Annotated in this window: 19 protein-coding genes and 1 pseudogene; 15 read left to right on the top strand and 5 right to left on the bottom strand. The window is 35.4% G+C overall.

The window, feature by feature from the left end:
- Nucleotides 1–22 precede the first annotated feature (22 nt).
- Together AC1DKZ_RS03555 and AC1DKZ_RS03550 are read right to left on the bottom strand one after the other, a co-directional pair.
- Entirely contained in the window at nt 23–907 is an 885-nt protein-coding gene (locus AC1DKZ_RS03555) for an alpha/beta fold hydrolase (protein WP_431181707.1), read from the bottom strand.
- 15 nt (nt 908–922) lie between these two features.
- Nucleotides 923–1,762 carry a GNAT family N-acetyltransferase gene (locus AC1DKZ_RS03550; protein WP_476995647.1) on the bottom strand — a complete coding sequence of 280 codons (840 nt, stop codon included), beginning with the start codon at nt 1,760–1,762 and terminating at the stop codon, nt 923–925.
- 269 nt (nt 1,763–2,031) lie between these two features.
- Between AC1DKZ_RS03550 and AC1DKZ_RS03545 the strand changes: the two genes are divergently transcribed.
- Entirely contained in the window at nt 2,032–3,417 is a 1,386-nt protein-coding gene (locus tag AC1DKZ_RS03545) for an alkaline phosphatase (RefSeq protein WP_113935607.1), read from the top strand.
- A 54-nt stretch (nt 3,418–3,471) separates the two neighbouring features.
- On the top strand, nt 3,472–3,936 hold the full coding sequence (locus AC1DKZ_RS03540; protein WP_427327199.1) for a hypothetical protein: 465 nt from the start codon (nt 3,472–3,474) through the stop codon (nt 3,934–3,936).
- Nucleotides 3,937–3,962: 26 nt separating this feature from the next.
- On the opposite strand, the gene AC1DKZ_RS03535 is transcribed toward AC1DKZ_RS03540, so the two are convergent.
- Nucleotides 3,963–4,613, bottom strand: a complete 651-nt coding sequence (locus AC1DKZ_RS03535) for a GTP pyrophosphokinase (protein WP_002015229.1) — start codon at nt 4,611–4,613, stop codon at nt 3,963–3,965.
- Nucleotides 4,614–4,903: 290 nt separating this feature from the next.
- Here AC1DKZ_RS03535 and AC1DKZ_RS03530 point away from each other — a divergent pair.
- From AC1DKZ_RS03530 to AC1DKZ_RS03520, 3 genes and pseudogenes are all read left to right on the top strand, one after another.
- Nucleotides 4,904–5,515 (top strand): annotated as a pseudogene (locus AC1DKZ_RS03530) (YcdB/YcdC domain-containing protein); the annotation flags it as partial.
- Nucleotides 5,516–5,698: 183 nt separating this feature from the next.
- Nucleotides 5,699–6,412, top strand: coding sequence for an RNA polymerase sporulation sigma factor SigK (gene sigK, locus AC1DKZ_RS03525; RefSeq protein WP_000051382.1), 714 nt, complete (start codon nt 5,699–5,701; stop codon nt 6,410–6,412).
- Nucleotides 6,413–6,703: 291 nt separating this feature from the next.
- A complete protein-coding gene (locus tag AC1DKZ_RS03520) occupies nt 6,704–7,492 on the top strand; it encodes a phosphatidylserine decarboxylase (RefSeq protein ID WP_113935604.1) in 789 nt (262 codons plus the stop codon).
- 152 nt (nt 7,493–7,644) lie between these two features.
- Here the strand turns inward: AC1DKZ_RS03520 and sda are convergent, their stop codons facing one another.
- Nucleotides 7,645–7,800 carry a sporulation histidine kinase inhibitor Sda gene (gene sda / locus AC1DKZ_RS03515; protein WP_002015226.1) on the bottom strand — a complete coding sequence of 52 codons (156 nt, stop codon included), beginning with the start codon at nt 7,798–7,800 and terminating at the stop codon, nt 7,645–7,647.
- Between the two features lie 246 nt (nt 7,801–8,046).
- On the opposite strand from sda, the gene AC1DKZ_RS03510 reads away from it, so the two are divergent.
- The 8 genes from AC1DKZ_RS03510 to AC1DKZ_RS03475 all read left to right on the top strand — a co-directional run bounded on the left by AC1DKZ_RS03510 (nt 8,047) and on the right by AC1DKZ_RS03475 (nt 13,179).
- Nucleotides 8,047–8,559, top strand: a complete 513-nt coding sequence (locus AC1DKZ_RS03510) for a YqeG family HAD IIIA-type phosphatase (RefSeq protein ID WP_002015225.1) — start codon at nt 8,047–8,049, stop codon at nt 8,557–8,559.
- A gap of 3 nt (nt 8,560–8,562) precedes the next feature.
- Nucleotides 8,563–9,669 carry a ribosome biogenesis GTPase YqeH gene (gene yqeH, locus AC1DKZ_RS03505; protein ID WP_002015224.1) on the top strand — a complete coding sequence of 369 codons (1,107 nt, stop codon included), beginning with the start codon at nt 8,563–8,565 and terminating at the stop codon, nt 9,667–9,669.
- Between the two features lie 15 nt (nt 9,670–9,684).
- On the top strand, nt 9,685–10,518 hold the full coding sequence (aroE, locus tag AC1DKZ_RS03500; RefSeq protein ID WP_002088705.1) for a shikimate dehydrogenase: 834 nt from the start codon (nt 9,685–9,687) through the stop codon (nt 10,516–10,518).
- Nucleotides 10,519–10,522: 4 nt separating this feature from the next.
- Nucleotides 10,523–10,816, top strand: coding sequence for a ribosome assembly RNA-binding protein YhbY (yhbY, locus tag AC1DKZ_RS03495; protein ID WP_002015220.1), 294 nt, complete (start codon nt 10,523–10,525; stop codon nt 10,814–10,816).
- 135 nt (nt 10,817–10,951) lie between these two features.
- Nucleotides 10,952–11,521 (top strand): nicotinate-nucleotide adenylyltransferase, encoded by a 570-nt coding sequence (locus AC1DKZ_RS03490; RefSeq protein WP_002015218.1) that lies wholly within the window; start codon nt 10,952–10,954, stop codon nt 11,519–11,521.
- Complete coding sequence (gene yqeK / locus AC1DKZ_RS03485) at nt 11,511–12,080, top strand: bis(5'-nucleosyl)-tetraphosphatase (symmetrical) YqeK (RefSeq protein WP_002143180.1); 570 nt, start codon at nt 11,511–11,513, stop codon at nt 12,078–12,080. Before AC1DKZ_RS03490 ends, yqeK begins: the two co-directional genes overlap by 11 nt.
- A complete protein-coding gene (gene rsfS, locus AC1DKZ_RS03480; RefSeq protein ID WP_000653209.1) occupies nt 12,077–12,433 on the top strand; it encodes a ribosome silencing factor in 357 nt (118 codons plus the stop codon). Before yqeK ends, rsfS begins: the two co-directional genes overlap by 4 nt.
- Nucleotides 12,430–13,179 carry a class I SAM-dependent DNA methyltransferase gene (locus AC1DKZ_RS03475; RefSeq protein WP_002088700.1) on the top strand — a complete coding sequence of 250 codons (750 nt, stop codon included), beginning with the start codon at nt 12,430–12,432 and terminating at the stop codon, nt 13,177–13,179. The genes rsfS and AC1DKZ_RS03475 overlap by 4 nt, the downstream gene beginning before the upstream one ends.
- 172 nt (nt 13,180–13,351) lie before the next feature.
- Here the strand turns inward: AC1DKZ_RS03475 and comER are convergent, their stop codons facing one another.
- Nucleotides 13,352–14,179: a late competence protein ComER gene (gene comER, locus AC1DKZ_RS03470; protein ID WP_002015213.1), complete on the bottom strand. Its 828-nt coding sequence runs from the start codon at nt 14,177–14,179 to the stop codon at nt 13,352–13,354.
- A 77-nt stretch (nt 14,180–14,256) separates the two neighbouring features.
- On the opposite strand from comER, the gene AC1DKZ_RS03465 reads away from it, so the two are divergent.
- Both AC1DKZ_RS03465 and AC1DKZ_RS03460 read left to right on the top strand, forming a co-directional pair.
- Nucleotides 14,257–14,856, top strand: coding sequence for a helix-hairpin-helix domain-containing protein (locus AC1DKZ_RS03465; RefSeq protein WP_476995646.1), 600 nt, complete (start codon nt 14,257–14,259; stop codon nt 14,854–14,856).
- Between the two features lie 63 nt (nt 14,857–14,919).
- On the top strand, nt 14,920–15,477 hold the full coding sequence (locus AC1DKZ_RS03460; protein WP_002088698.1) for a ComE operon protein 2: 558 nt from the start codon (nt 14,920–14,922) through the stop codon (nt 15,475–15,477).
- The last annotated feature ends 4 nt before the right edge of the window (nt 15,478–15,481 follow it).

Here is a 15,481-nt window from a genome sequence, read left to right as displayed (position 1 = left end):
TATCTCAAAATGAGATACCCGTTTATTTTTCAGCACTTATAGGATTTTTCTTGAAGAAATCTTTTACATACCCTACAAATTCTTGTGGTTCTTGACGAAATGGAGCATGATAACCCTTTTCGATAATATGGAAATTGCTATTTTTTAAGAATTGATGATAAGTTTCTCCTTCTTTCCAAGAAACGCTATTATCATTTCTTCCCCATATAATTAAAGTTGGTTGCTTGATTTCAGTTGCATTGATTTGAAGACGCCTAGGCCATAATTTCATTTTATTATAATGCTCTTCATCATTACGCTTGAATCTAACTTTGCTCTCATCATAATCTGCAATAGAAGAAACGGTACTTAAATCAGTCGACAACTTTGGTTTTGGTGAACCTTGTTTATTAACGAACGTATGAGGGCCGCCTGTAGCATCAGTTAAAATAAGGTGGGTAACCGCTTCGGGGTATAAATATGTTAAATTAAGAGAAATTTCTCCGCCCATAGAATGTCCCAGTATTGCGAATGAGTCATACCCTAGTTTTTTCATTAACTTATAATACAAATTTGCATGAGTTGGGAAAGAATAATAAAAATCCATCGGTTTAGAGGAACGTCCGAATCCTAAAGCATCAACAGAAATAATCGTATGATCTTTTGCTAAATCTGAGTAAACCTTTTGAAAACCATCGGATGATCCTCCAAATCCATGGATCATAAGTAAAGGTGGTTTTTCATCACCAATCTTTTTAAAGTAAATCGTTTGACCATCTATCTCTACCATTTTTTCCTCGGTAGCTAGTTTCGCTGTAATTGTATTTTTAACTTGTTTTACTTGTTCTACTGGCTTTTCTGCTGCACTACATCCTACTAATAGTGTAAGAGTAAGACAACCTACCATAAAATAGCTAAATTGCTTCAATTAGGTGTCTCCTTTCTAACATAATGCTGCATCTATCATAGCAAATAGTATATTACGATTTCCRGGAAGTTGATTACCATTCTTTATCATAAGAGGTGAAAGGAGCGTTTCCTGGAAATTTTCTGTTTGAAGAAATTGACGGAAAATGAATTGTGAGTGCGGAACATCAATGCGTATTGACCCATTCCACGAGTTACAAATTATTTCTAATAACTGAATAGCGTCTTTTTCTTTTTTTGAAATAAGTGGAGTGATACATAGTACATCTCCTTTTTGTATGCATAAAGCAAAAGCATCTATTTGATTATCCCGCTCTATTTTAAAGGAGTAAGTTGCTCTCGATAGTAGTGATAAATAAAGATTAGAACGATCTGCACCAGTCGCAGTTTGATCAAGAAAAATGAGAGATTGAAGATCGGCTTGCTGAATTTGTTTTATGGGAAAAGAATTTATACTTATATGAGACGCTTGTTTTTCGAAACGATGAATTGTTGTTATTGATTGAAATCCATAAGATTCATATAAGGATTCACCAGCTTTTGTTGCAATGAGCGTAATAGGGAGCGATGGATAAGTTACTTTTAAGCTATTGTTTAACAAGATACGGCCAATTCCTTTTCTTTGAAAATCAGGATGCACGATTAACATACCGATAGAAGAATATCCAGGGGCAAACGAAAAGACCCCGCCCGCTGCAATAAGTTTATTCTCATGTACATAGCCAAAAATTGTGCCAATGGAAAGGTACATATGGAATTGCTCTTTCATAAAACTCTCATGCTGTAACCACCCGACTGATTTGCAAAGAGAGAGTAAATCTGGAATGGAAGATGCGTCTAGTTTTACTGTTTTCATAAAGTTCACCATATTTCCATTTAAATTAGAAAAAATAAGAATAATATTACGAAATGTAAAATAATAGGTTCGTATTAAAAGAAATCCAACATGTTTATATTTATCTTTGTAAAGGGGAGTATGCTTGATATGAAAAGATAAACTTATACAAATTATAACTTAAATTTACATAAGTTAACAAAAAATTTACATATAACTCATTTTCTCTTAACAGTCTTCTATTAAATTTGATAGAGGGAAATGAATAACCTAATTAGGGGGACAAGACAGTGAAAAAGTTTGTAAAAAAAGCATGGCCATTTGCAGTTGTGGCGTCGTTAGCAGTTACTTCAGTAGCAACATGGAATTTTACGCGTTCTAGTGAGGTTAATGCAGATGAGAACGGAAACAATGCAAAAATTAAAAATGTCATTGTATTAATTGGGGACGGTATGGGGCCTTCATATATGACAGCTCATCGTTATATGAAAGATAATCCAAAAACATTTGAGATGGAATCTACAGAATTTGATAAGCATCTTGTAGGAACACAAAAAACATATCCAGAAGATGAACATGAAAATATTACAGACTCTGCATCGGCAGCTACTGCGATGTCAGCAGGTATAAAAACATATAACGCAGCTATTGCAGTAGATAATGATAAAGCTGAAGTGAAAACAGTATTGGAGCAAGCGAAAGAAAAAGGGAAGTCAACGGGACTCGTTGCAACTTCTGAAATTACGCATGCAACACCAGCTGCATTCGGTGCACATGATATTAGTCGTAAAAATATGGACGCAATTGCAAATGATTACTTTGATGAGAAAATTAAAGGTAAGCATAAAATAGATGTTATGCTTGGCGGTGGTGTAAATAACTTTGTTAGAAAAGACCGCAATCTTACAGAAGAATTTAAGAAGTCTGGTTATAGTTATGTAACAGATCGTAATCAATTATTAAATGATAAAAGCGATCAAGTTCTTGGCTTATTTGCACCAGGTGGTTTAGACAAAATGATTGACCGTACTGACAAAACACCTTCATTAGAAGAGATGACAAATGCAGCGATTGAGCGCTTGAACAAAAATAAAGACGGTTTCTTCTTAATGGTCGAAGGTAGTCAAATTGATTGGGCTGGACATGATAATGATATTGTCGGTGCAATGAGTGAAATGGAAGACTTCGAAAAAGCGTTTAAAGCAGCAATTGAGTTTGCGAAAAAAGATAAGAACACATTAGTTGTTGCAACTGCAGATCATTCTACTGGCGGATTATCTTTAGGTGCGAATGGTGAGTATAATTTTAAAGTAGATCCGATTAAAGCTGCGAAACGTACGCCAGACTTTATGGCAAGTGAGATTGTAAAAGGTGCAAATGTAGAAGAGACATTGAAAAAGTATATTGATCTACAATTAACACCAGAAGAAATTAAAGCTGTAAATGATATAGCTCCATCAAAAGATGTAACAAAGATTGATAATGCAATTGAAGATATCTTCAATAAGCGTTCGGTTACAGGTTGGACAACGGGTGGACATACAGGTGAAGATGTGAACGTATATGCATTCGGACCAGGTAAATACTTATTCTCTGGCGTTCAAGAGAATACAAATATAGCTAAACGTGTCTTTGACATTATTGGCGGCGGCGATCCAAATAAAGGAAGACGCTAATTATAAATGAAAGTGAGGCGAAATGCCTCACTTTTCTTTTTAGGAGATGGAAAGATGAGCGTTTTTTTAGGGAAATTAAGATTCCTTCTAGTATTTGTATTATTGCTAGTTGGATGTCAATCTCAAGAGAATAATATAGAACAAAAATCTGCTGGAAAAACTGAGGAAAAGGTACATATAACGAAAGAAGAAGAGAAATTCATTCAAGATGTTATTGAGGCATTTGTACGGACGACGAATGAAAAAAATCTTGCTGAACATATGGAGTTATTTTCAAAGAAGATGCCTAGTGCTGAAGACTTAAAAACACAAAAGGAAGCGGCATTTCAAAAGGGAAATAAGAAAATAGAGTTAGAACATATGAATATGAAAGCTCTTAAAGGTGGGCTTGTTATTGTTGAAACGGAGGAAAAAGAAGTAGATGGAGGGGTTACTCTTCAAAAGAAAATGCGGTATGCACTTGGAAAAGAAGACGAAGGGTGGAAGATTGAAGAGGTTCGTATGATAGAGAAGAAATAAAAAGGTTCTCATAGGAGAGAACCTTTTTATAGTGGTAATAAAATTTGATTTGAACATGCTTCAATGTCATCAATATCTTGACGGATTGTTGCCATCTTATTATCGAGGTCTTCAGCTTTCATAGCAGCGTCATGTAGTTCATCTTTCAAATAGTCAGGTATATTTCCTTCATATTTGTAGTAAAGTTTATGTTCTAAACTTGCCCAAAAGTCCATGGCAAGTGTACGTAATTGAATTTCTGCAAAGACATCTTTCGTACCAGAATTTAGTGACAATGGATATTTAATAATCATATGCAAACTTTTATAGCCATTTCCTTTTGGATTAGCAATATAATCTTTTACTTCTACAATTTCCATATCTCCACGATTTTCAATAACTTCTTTTAAATGATAAATATCTTCTACAAAGCAACATGTAATACGGATGCCAATAATATCTTGTAATTGTGTTTGAGCATTTTCAACTGTTGGTGATAAGTTTTTACGCTCAAGCTTCCTGATGATACTTTCGGGTTGTTTAAGTCTTGTTTTTATATGTTCAAACGGGTTGTAGTCTTCTAAAAATTGAGCTTCCCGGTTCATAATTTCAAATTTAGTTTTTAACTCTTCTAAAGCAAATGTATAAGGTAATACAAAAGCTTTCCAGTAGTTAACGGTTGATTGGTTATATTCCATTTATATACACACCTTTTCTTATTTACAAGTGAAGTTGTTATTATACTAAACACCAAATCATGTAGGCGCAAGCAGCAAATGATGAGATCATAAAGCGATATTTAGTTTTCATCTTTTCAACCCCTTTCAAATGAAATTATATATGAATAAACGTCATTGTTAGTAATTTCACTATGTACAATTCTTATAGTAATAGATTCATGTGAAATTCGTATGAACTAATTGTTTCAGCTTTTTGTCTTTTTGCTAATGATTTTTGGTTTTGTTTGTTGTAATTACCTTAAATTGTAATAATGAATGAATTCTTTAAAAAGCATTTACCGATGTTAAAATATAATAATTTAGTTGGCATTACGATTGATAAATCAACCAATGAGTTAATTGGTTTTATAAAACTGGCAGACGATAAAGAAGTAAAACAAATAATGTCTAGAGAGGAATGTTTACAAAAAGCACTTCAATTTTTAGAACGAGTTATTCCAGATATCACACAATATCTTCGTCTTTGGGAAGAACGTGAAGAAGCAGAAGATGGGATTGAAAGATTTACCTTTTCCGTATATGTGAATGGGATTCCAATAGACTATATGCAATTTATGATCAGCATCAATACAGAAAATGGTGCTGTGATGCACTACTCAGGAGAATCTAGCAACTTTATAAAAGAATTACTTGCATATGAAACAACACCAAAAGTAACAAAAGAAAAAGCGTTAGAAATATATAAAGAGGTCATTCGAGTAAAATTAGAATGGTGTATAGATCATGATGCAGAGGAAATGAAATATAAACTGCTGTATAAACAAACGACGAGTGAAAATCATAAAGAATCCGTCGATTGTAGTCGGAAAATTCGTTACATAGATGCGCATACTGGAGAGAAAATTTGGAGTGAATATTAGTAAAAGCCAATCGATACGTTTCGATTGGCTTTTACTATGTTTATAGAAAAATTTAATGATTAGCGTTGAGTGGTTTAAGAATGCCATTAAGTTAAGAGTTCCATATTTACATCGTACAGACACAAACAACCTCATGCCCACATACACATAGTAAAGACCACTATTTTGGCGGAGGTGAAAGGTTTGAGTCTATTCGCCGCAATTGGATATATGGTTCGAGAAGTGTTTGTATTTGTTTCTTATGTGAAGAACAATGCGTTCCCGCAGCCGTTATCATCAGATGATGAGAGAAAGTACTTAGAGTTAATGGAGCAAGGTGATGCTCAAGCGAGAAATCTTTTAATTGAACATAATTTACGGCTTGTAGCTCATATTGTTAAGAAATTCGAAAACACTGGTGAAGATGCAGAAGATTTAATTTCAATTGGTACCATTGGGCTTATTAAAGCGATTGAAAGCTATTCAGCAGGGAAAGGAACTAAGCTTGCAACATATGCAGCACGCTGTATCGAAAATGAAATTTTGATGCATTTACGTGTGCTGAAGAAAACGAAAAAAGACGTTTCACTTCATGATCCGATTGGGCAAGATAAAGAGGGTAATGAAATATCGCTTATTGATATATTAAAATCAGAATCTGAAGATGTAATTGATATGATTCAGCTTAGTATGGAGTTAGAAAAAATTAAAGAGTATATCGATATTTTGGACGAACGAGAGAAAGAAGTAATTGTGAAGCGTTTTGGACTTGGGCTTGATAAAGAGAAAACACAGAGGGAGATTGCGAAGGCACTCGGTATTTCAAGAAGCTACGTATCGCGAATTGAAAAGCGTGCTTTAATGAAAATGTTCCATGAATTTGTGCGGGCTGAGAAAGAGAAAAAAGCAAAAGAATAATGTGTATTGTAAGCAGCTACACTTTAAAAGTGGCTGCTTTTCTTTCGGGAAAACGGAAAGAAAACGAGCTGTTCTAAGAAGAAATACATGTTCACTGTTGAAAATGGCGGGTTCTATCTGTAATATTAGAAGGTGCTAAACAATTTAAGAATAAAAATTATACTTAGTTTTTCTTCGTGTATAACGAGACGGCTCCATTCTATATGTGGGAATAAGAACCAATTTTACATATGATATAGAGAGAAAAGAAGGGGAAACTAAAGTTATAGGCTGATTAGGAGGTTTCGTAATTTGCGACGGACATTATATCGACTTATGATCGAACTTACAAATGGTCGTTTTACTTCTTATATATTACGTAAATTTGCACAATCTCGTTTGAGCTCTATCATTATTCCATCGTATGTGAAAGTTTTTCAAATTAATCAAGATGAGATGGAAAAGGGTTTGAAGGAATATCGAACATTGCATGATTTATTTACACGTAGGCTAAAAGAAGGAAAGCGTAGTATTGATACTGATGCATCGAGTATCGTTAGTCCTGTTGATGGTGTTTTTGCTGATAAAGGTCCTATTGAGGATACAAAAACATTCGATATAAAAGGAAAGCGTTATTCAATTGTGGATATGCTAGGTAATGAAGAGCGTGCAAAGCGATATGCAGGCGGTACATATATGGTAATTTATTTGAGCCCGAGTCATTATCATCGTATTCATAGCCCGCTTTCTGGCTCTGTGACTGAAAGATTTGTACTCGGTAGAAAATCATATCCGGTAAATGCAGCGGGTATGGAGTATGGGAAAGAACCATTGTCAAAAAATTATCGCTCTGTTACAGAAGTAAATAGTGACGGCGAACATATGGCACTTGTAAAAGTAGGTGCTATGTTTGTTAATAGTATCGAGCTTCTTCATGAAAGAAGTACTGTTCAAAAAGGTGAAGAGATGGCATACTTTACATTTGGCTCAACAGTTGTTTTATTATTTGAAAAAGATATGATTGAAGCAGTGCAGGAATTGACAAGTGGGCAAGAGTTGCGTCTTGGTGAAAAAATTGCAACCCGAGTATCTCATAAGTAAAGAAAAGATTTTATAATATACTTATGAAGCTCTAATTAAGAAATGTGGACAAAGATGCTTAATGGAGAAATCCCCTAGATGGGAGTACTTGTTTATTCGAGAGCCATCGCAGGATGGCTCTTTTTACAGGTCAATCAGCAATCTATATGTACTCAAGAAGATTTGACGAGCTTGTCCTCTAACGAGCGTCTAATAATTTCTTGTTTTATAAGTAAAATGAAGTCGGGATTTAATTTTAGTTCTTTTGCTTTATAATAAGACTCAGTGAGTAAATCAGTAGATAACTGTTCCATATGTTTTGTTTTCAAGGTGAGTCACCTCCTAATAATATAAGGATTGATTCGTTGTTGCATTTAATGTACCAAAAAAATATGACAGTCACAAACAAGAGGTTATCCACATAACTCAGTGGATAAAATGTGGATAGATTGTTAGTAAATTCCAAATTGACTGAAAAATTAATGTGGAAAGTGTGTACAAGTTTATCCACAGGTTATCTATCGAAAAATGTTGTCGAAAAATTTTATGAAAAATCCTCAAAGAGGTGAAAGAAATTGAAGTTATTTTTACCAAATGAATATGTGAAAAATATATATCATATTCAACCAGAAGATTTGAAAAAACGTGGAATTAAAGGAGTTATTACTGATTTAGATAACACTTTAATTGAATGGGATCGTCCAAACGCAACGCCACAGCTTGAAGAGTGGTTTTTGAAAATGAAAGAAAATGATATTCAAGTAACGGTCGTTTCAAATAACAACGAGCAACGCGTTAAAGACTTCGCTGATCCATTAGGTATTCCGTTTATTCATAGTGCGCGCAAACCGTTTGTTCGCGCATTTAAGCGTGCGATACACGAGATGCACCTGCAGCCAGATGAAGTTGTAGTAATTGGAGATCAGTTACTAACGGATGTGCTCGGCGGGAATCGTGTGGGACTTCATACAATTTTAGTTGTACCGGTAGCGCAAACGGACGGATTGGTGACACGATTTAATCGGAAAATTGAACGAAGAATTATGAGAAACATGAAGAAAAAAGGCTTAATTAACTGGGAGGAATAAAGTTTGACTGAAACAATTAAATGTATTGGTTGCGGTGTAGAAATTCAAACAGAAAATAAAAATGAAGTAGGATACGCTCCTGTATCATCTTTAGAAAAAGAACAAGTAATTTGCCAACGTTGTTTTCGTTTGAAACATTATAACGAAATTCAAGATGTATCTTTAACAGATGATGATTTCCTTCGTATTTTGAACGGAATTGGACAATCAGACGCACTGGTGGTTAAAATCGTAGATATTTTCGATTTCAATGGTAGCTGGTTACCGGGCTTACATCGTTTTGTAGGGAACAATAAAGTATTACTTGTAGGGAATAAGGCTGACTTAATTCCAAAGTCAGTTAAGCATGATAAAGTAAAACATTGGATGCGCTATAGTGCAAAGCAACTTGGTTTAAAACCAGAAGATGTCTTTTTAATTAGTGCAGCTAAAGGACAAGGAATCGCTGAACTTGCTGATGCAATTGAGCATTACCGCGAAGGTAAAGATGTTTATGTTGTTGGATGTACGAATGTTGGTAAATCAACATTTATTAATCGTATGATTAAAGAGTTTAGTGATGAAACTGAGAATGTAATTACAACATCACATTTCCCAGGAACAACGCTTGATTTAATTGATATCCCATTAGATGAAACATCATCTTTATACGATACACCAGGTATTATTAATCATCATCAAATGGCGCATTATGTTGGGAAACAAAGCTTAAAGCTTATTACACCGACTACAGAAGTTAAGCCGATGGTATTCCAATTAAACGAAGAACAAACATTATTCTTTGGTGGATTAGCACGATTTGATTATGTAAGTGGGGGCCGTCGTGCATTCACTTGTCATTTCTCAAACCGTTTAACAATCCATCGTACAAAGCTTGAAAAGGCTGATGAATTGTACGAAAAACACGCTGGAGAATTATTGAATCCACCGACACCAGAAGAATTAGAAAATATGCCTAAGTTTGTGAAATATGAATTTAATATTCGTGAGCCGAAAACGGATGTTGTATTCTCTGGATTGGGCTGGGTTACTGTAAATGAATCAGGAGCGAAAATTGTTGCTCATGTACCAAAAGGAGTAAGTGTTTCATTACGTAAATCTTTAATTTAATATGGAGAGGGATTTATGAAACAATTATATGGTGTAATCGGAAATCCAATTGGACATTCATTATCACCCGTTATGCATAACGATGCATTTGAACACTTGAATATGGATGCCCATTATCATGCGTTTCTTGTAGAAGAAGAAGCGCTAGGGGAAGCAGTAAAAGGTTTGAAAGCATTAGGTATTTCAGGATTTAATGTAACGACTCCGCACAAAGTTACAATTATGGAGTACTTGGATGAGATTGCCCCGTTAGCAAGGCAAATCGGTGCGGTAAATACAGTAGTTCATCGAGATGGAAAATTGATTGGGTATAATACAGATGGAATTGGTTTTGTTCGTGCCCTGCAGTCAATTAGTGAAGATCCACTTCAAGAGAAACGTATTTTATTAATCGGTGCAGGTGGTGCTAGCCGAGCTATTTACTTCTCGCTTGCCGATGTAGGTGTGAAAGAAATTGATATTGCTAATCGTACGAGAGATAAGGCGAAAAACCTTATCTCTGGGTGCATGGCAAATGTTAATTCGCATGCTCTATCGTTAGAATGTGCAGCAGAAAATCAAGGGGAATATGATATTATCATCCAAACAACAACGATAGGTATGCATCCACATGTTGAGTATACGCCGCTGGAAATTCGTTCATTGAAACAAGGAACGATTGTTTCTGATATTATTTATAATCCATTTGAGACGAAAATTTTAGGCGATGCGAAAGAACAAGGTGCAATAATTCAAAATGGAATCGATATGTTCGTTTATCAAGGTGCACTTGCATTTGAAATGTGGACAGGGTGTGTGCCGAATATTGATAGAATGAAACAATTAGTAATGAGAGAGCTTGGAGGCTAATTATATGTTAACAGGAAAACAAAAAAGATTTTTACGTGCAAAGGCACATCATTTAACACCGATTTTTCAAGTTGGAAAAGGTGGCGTGAATGAAAATATGGTGAAACAAATTGGAGAAGCATTAGAAGTTCGTGAACTATTTAAAGTGAGCGTATTACAAAACTGTGAATTTGATCGTAGTGAAGTTGCAGAAGAGCTTGCACAAGGTGCACGAGCTGAAATCGTTCAAGTAATCGGAAGCACAATTGTTTTATACAAAGAATCAAGAGAAAATAAGCAGATTAAGCTTCCTCGATAAAAGATATACGTGAGTTATTTCGTAATGGACGCTTGATATGTAGAAAGCGAAACCAATTGAACTTTTATTAACAGTGGGCTCTCTTCGAATATGTATGGGGAGAGTTGCTGTATGTAAAAGGAAGGGGCGTTTCTTTTGAGAAAAATTGGCATTATTGGTGGCACGTTTGATCCACCTCATAATGGACATTTGTTAATTGCAAATGAAGTGTATCATGCTTTAGGGTTGGAAGAGGTATGGTTTTTGCCGAATCAAGTTCCACCGCACAAGCAAGGACGTAATATTACGAGTGTGAAAAGTCGATTAAACATGCTGCAAATAGCGATTGAGGAAGAAGCGTACTTTTCAATTTGTTTAGAAGAGCTAGACAGAGAAGGCCCATCTTATACGTACGATACTATGGTACAATTAACGGAGAAGTATCCGGATGTGCAGTTTCACTTTATTATTGGCGGAGACATGGTTGAGTATTTGCCGAAGTGGTATAACATTGAAAAGTTACTTAAGCTTGTGACTTTCGTTGGAGTTGCAAGACCAGGTTATACATTACATACGCCTTATGATATCGTAAAAGTGGAAATTCCGGAGTTTGCAGTTTCTTCTTCTCTGTTACGTGAGAGATATATGACGAAGAAAACGTGCAAATATTTACTCCCCGAAAAAGTACAGGTATATATCGAGAGGAATGGGTTGTATGAATCGTGAGGAAGCACTTAGTATTGTCAAACAACAAATGCATGAAAAACGTTATATACACACGGTTGGTGTAATGGAAACAGCGATTGAACTTGCTAGGTTATATGGTGTAGATGAGAAAAAGGCAGAGACGGCTGCTATATTTCACGATTATGCAAAATGTAGAGCGATTCCAGAAATGGAAGAGATTATTAAGAGAGAAGCTTTGCCAAAGGATCTACTGCACTATAACAAAGAGTTATGGCATGCACCTGTTGGGGCATACTTGGTAGAAAAAGAAGTAGGCATTACTGATCCTGAAATTCTACAAGCTATTACATATCATACAAGTGGTCATGAAAAAATGACAATGTTAGATAAAGTTATTTATGTAGCAGATTACATTGAACCAGGACGTAAGTTTCCTGGTGTGGAAGAAGCGAGGAAACTCGCATATAAAGATATAAATCAAGCTTTACTGTTTGCTTTAAAGCGAACAATTCAATTTTTAATGGAAAAAGATCAAACGATTTATCCATTAACATTCCAAACATACAATGAAGTTATCAAGGAGGAAATTAATAAATGAAAGATAAAGAGTTATTAGTATTAGCGGCAAAAGCAGCTGATGATAAGAGAGCAGAAGATATGGTTGTGCTAAATATGCAAGGTATTTCACCGATTGCAGACTATTTTATTATTTGTCACGGAAATTCAGACAAGCAAGTACAAGCAATTGCACGTGAAATTAAAGCGAAGGCACATGAGTTCGAAATTAACGTACAACGTATGGAAGGCTTTGATGAAGCGCGTTGGGTTTTAGTAGACCTTGGTGATGTGGTTGCTCATGTATTCCATAAAGATGAGCGTAATCACTATAATTTAGAGCGTCTATGGGGCGATGTGCCGCGTGAAGATATTGCAGATGAGCTAGATCAATGAAATACGAACAATTTGCTTTGCTGTATGACGAACTGATGAATGATGTCCCTTATGATAAATGGGTGGAATTCACAGAGGAAAGTTTACAACAGGCATCTATGAAAGAGGCAAGAATCCTTGACGTAGCATGTGGAACTGGTAACGTAACACTTCCGCTTGTGCGAAAAGGTTATGATTTAATTGGTGTAGATCTTTCGGAAGAAATGTTAACTGTCGCGCAGCAAAAATTGGGGGGAGAAGGCTATTTTATTCCTTTTTACCAACAAGACATGAGAGAGCTCGATGTTCCTGGTGAATTTGATTGTGTGACAATCTTTTGTGACTCATTAAATTATGTATTGCAAGAAGATGGAGTGCAAGAAACATTTAGAAGAGTTTTCCACCATTTACGTCAGGATGGCTTGTTTTTATTCGATGTACACTCTTTATATAAAATACATCACGTATTTCAAAATGAAACATATACAGTGAACGGCGAAGAAATATCACTTATTTGGAACTGCTTCCCTGGAGAAGAATCAGATAGTGTGGAACATGATTTGACATTCTTTGTACAAGATTCAGAAGAAGATGTGTATCATCGTTTTGACGAATGTCACGTGCAGCGTGCGTATTCGGTTGAAGTGTTAACAAAATGGCTTGAAGAAGCTGGGTTTACAGTGCTTCGCGTCACAGGTGACTTTGAACGAATTGAAGTGACAGAACAAACAGAGCGCATCTTTTTTATGGCGAAGAAGAATGGATAAAAGAAAAGCAACCGATAAGGTTGCTTTTCTTTTATAGAAAAGATGTAGTTTTAGTTCTAGAAAAATAAAAAGATAATATGTGTAAAGTGTAAAAATGCTAGTTTTAGTGAAAATGTAGCATGAAAAAGATAAGTATTAATAAAAAGGGTTTGGGATTACGATGGCGTATTTATTATGTGTGTTTATTGAATTGCTGCTCAACGCATTTTAAATCTTCATCAAATTTCTCATGTGTCCGTTCGATTAATTTATGAAACATATCCCCAACGTGCTCTTCTAAAATACGAATACCTTCTCCTGTAACACCGCCTTTAACGCATACCTTTTCTTGTAAAGTAGGTAATGTAAAAATTTCTTTTTCCAGTAATTTCCCCATTCCAATGACCATTTCACTTACTAAAGTAGTGGCTTCTTCATGTGTAATATTTGTTTTATCTACAGCAGCGTTAATGAAACATTGTAATAAATAACTAAAAAAAGCAGGGCCGCAGCTTGCTATATCAGATGAAACGCGCGTTATATCTTCTTCTATAACAAGGGGAGTAGAAATGTTTTTGAATAGACGAAGTAGTTTTTGTTGCCATTCTAGAGAGCAGTTATTTCCAAATGTAAATAGTGATGCGCCGGATAAGGCGCGGTTTGTGATGCTTGGAATGATACGAGCGACGTGGCAAGGTATAAGTGTTTCTAATTGTGATGGAGATATGGGGCTTGTGATAGAAACTAAGCAATCTTCGTCTGAAAAATGGTCAGCGTATTTTTGTAGAATAGGGTATATGTCTATCGGTTTTACGCAAATGAAAATAAGCTGGGATTGTTCGATTACCTCTTGGATTGTTTTGGCTATATGAACAGAAGGGTATTTTTCTTTTATATGATATGCTTTGGCAGGCGTCCGATTAATAATAGTAAGGCACGAGGGTTTGACAGCACGGGTTTCTAAAAATGCATCGATTAGTATATTCCCCATGTTCCCTGTCCCTATAATTCCTATGTTCAATGTTTCATCCCTCCTTCGTAACAGCTTTCTCCTAAACAATATGAATGATGTTATAAATTTATGATTAGAGGTGTAAAATGATGTGGGATTTTCCGAAAAAATGGTTGGGATTAGTGATTATTATTGGCACTTTGATTTTTCTTTTTTTCTGGAAAACGAATCAGCAAACAGAGCGATCGCTCATTACAACGGAAGTTCAAGTGAAAGATGTGGAGAAAAAAAGTAAACCGAAAGTATTGGATACAAAGGAGCAGAAAAAAATAATTATAATTGATGTGAAAGGGGCGGTTTTTAAAGAGGGTGTGTATGAAATGAAGGAAGGGGACCGGGTGAAGGAGGTAGTTGAAAAAGCTGGTGGTTTGTTGCCAGATGCAGATGTGAAGAAAGTGAATTTGGCGCAAATGGTCCAAGACCAAATGCTTCTTTATGTTCCTAACAAGAATGAGCCAGTGCAAGAAGGGGCTACTTTTTCAAAAAGCGGGGGTAAAGTGCAAATAAATACAGCTTCTAAAGAGCAACTTGAAAAAATAACAGGCATTGGTTCTCGGAAAGCGGAAAGTATTTTGAAATACCGAGAAGAACATGGTCCGTTTCAGAAAATAGAAGATTTATTAGAAATTGATGGGATTGGTGCGAAGTCTTTAGAGAAAATAAAAGATCAAATTATTATTCCATAAAAGATTGACGAAGTTTTTCTTTTTTCGCTACACTACAAGTAGACAAAAAAGAAGGTGAAAAATATGGAACGAATTTCATGGGATCAATATTTTATGACGCAAAGCCATCTACTATCTTTACGTAGTACATGTACAAGGCTTGCGGTAGGAGCGACAATTGTTCGTGATAAACGAATTATTGCTGGTGGATATAACGGTTCAATTAAAGGTGGTGTGCATTGTATAGACGATGGTTGCTATGTCATTGATAATCATTGCGTTCGTACAATTCATGCTGAAATGAATGCTTTATTACAATGTGCGAAGTTTGGTGCAAAAACAGAGGAAGCGGAAATTTATGTCACACATTTTCCTTGTTTGCAGTGCTGTAAGGCGATTATTCAAAGTGGTGTTACAGCGGTTTATTATGCACAGGACTATAAAAATCATCCGTATGCCGTAGAGTTATTTGAACAAGCGAGTGTAACAGTAAAGCACGTTCCACTAGAATACGATATTACATCGCTAGAGGAACAAGAGCGTCATTTACAGCTAAAGGAATTATTCGCAGCTTTAGAAAAAGATAATTTATCAATGGAAGAATTACAGCGTGTATTCACTAAAGCGAAAATGATGCTATAAGGAG

This window comes from Bacillus sp. 05T21 (assembly GCF_056396785.1).
This window is presented reverse-complemented; position numbering and strand designations above follow the sequence as displayed.

Excerpts from the sequence above, each read along its gene's own strand:
- AC1DKZ_RS03540 (WP_427327199.1), top strand. The coding sequence starts at position 3,472 with ATGAGCGTTTTTTTAGGGAAATTAAGATTCCTTCTAGTATTTGTATTA.
- AC1DKZ_RS03535 (WP_002015229.1), bottom strand. The coding sequence starts at position 4,613 with ATGGAATATAACCAATCAACCGTTAACTACTGGAAAGCTTTTGTATTA.
- rsfS (WP_000653209.1), top strand. The coding sequence starts at position 12,077 with ATGAAAGATAAAGAGTTATTAGTATTAGCGGCAAAAGCAGCTGATGAT.
- yqeK (WP_002143180.1), top strand. The coding sequence starts at position 11,511 with ATGAATCGTGAGGAAGCACTTAGTATTGTCAAACAACAAATGCATGAA.
- yhbY (WP_002015220.1), top strand. The coding sequence starts at position 10,523 with ATGTTAACAGGAAAACAAAAAAGATTTTTACGTGCAAAGGCACATCAT.
- AC1DKZ_RS03475 (WP_002088700.1), top strand. The coding sequence starts at position 12,430 with ATGAAATACGAACAATTTGCTTTGCTGTATGACGAACTGATGAATGAT.
- AC1DKZ_RS03460 (WP_002088698.1), top strand. The coding sequence starts at position 14,920 with ATGGAACGAATTTCATGGGATCAATATTTTATGACGCAAAGCCATCTA.
- aroE (WP_002088705.1), top strand. The coding sequence starts at position 9,685 with ATGAAACAATTATATGGTGTAATCGGAAATCCAATTGGACATTCATTA.
- AC1DKZ_RS03465 (WP_476995646.1), top strand. The coding sequence starts at position 14,257 with ATGATGTGGGATTTTCCGAAAAAATGGTTGGGATTAGTGATTATTATT.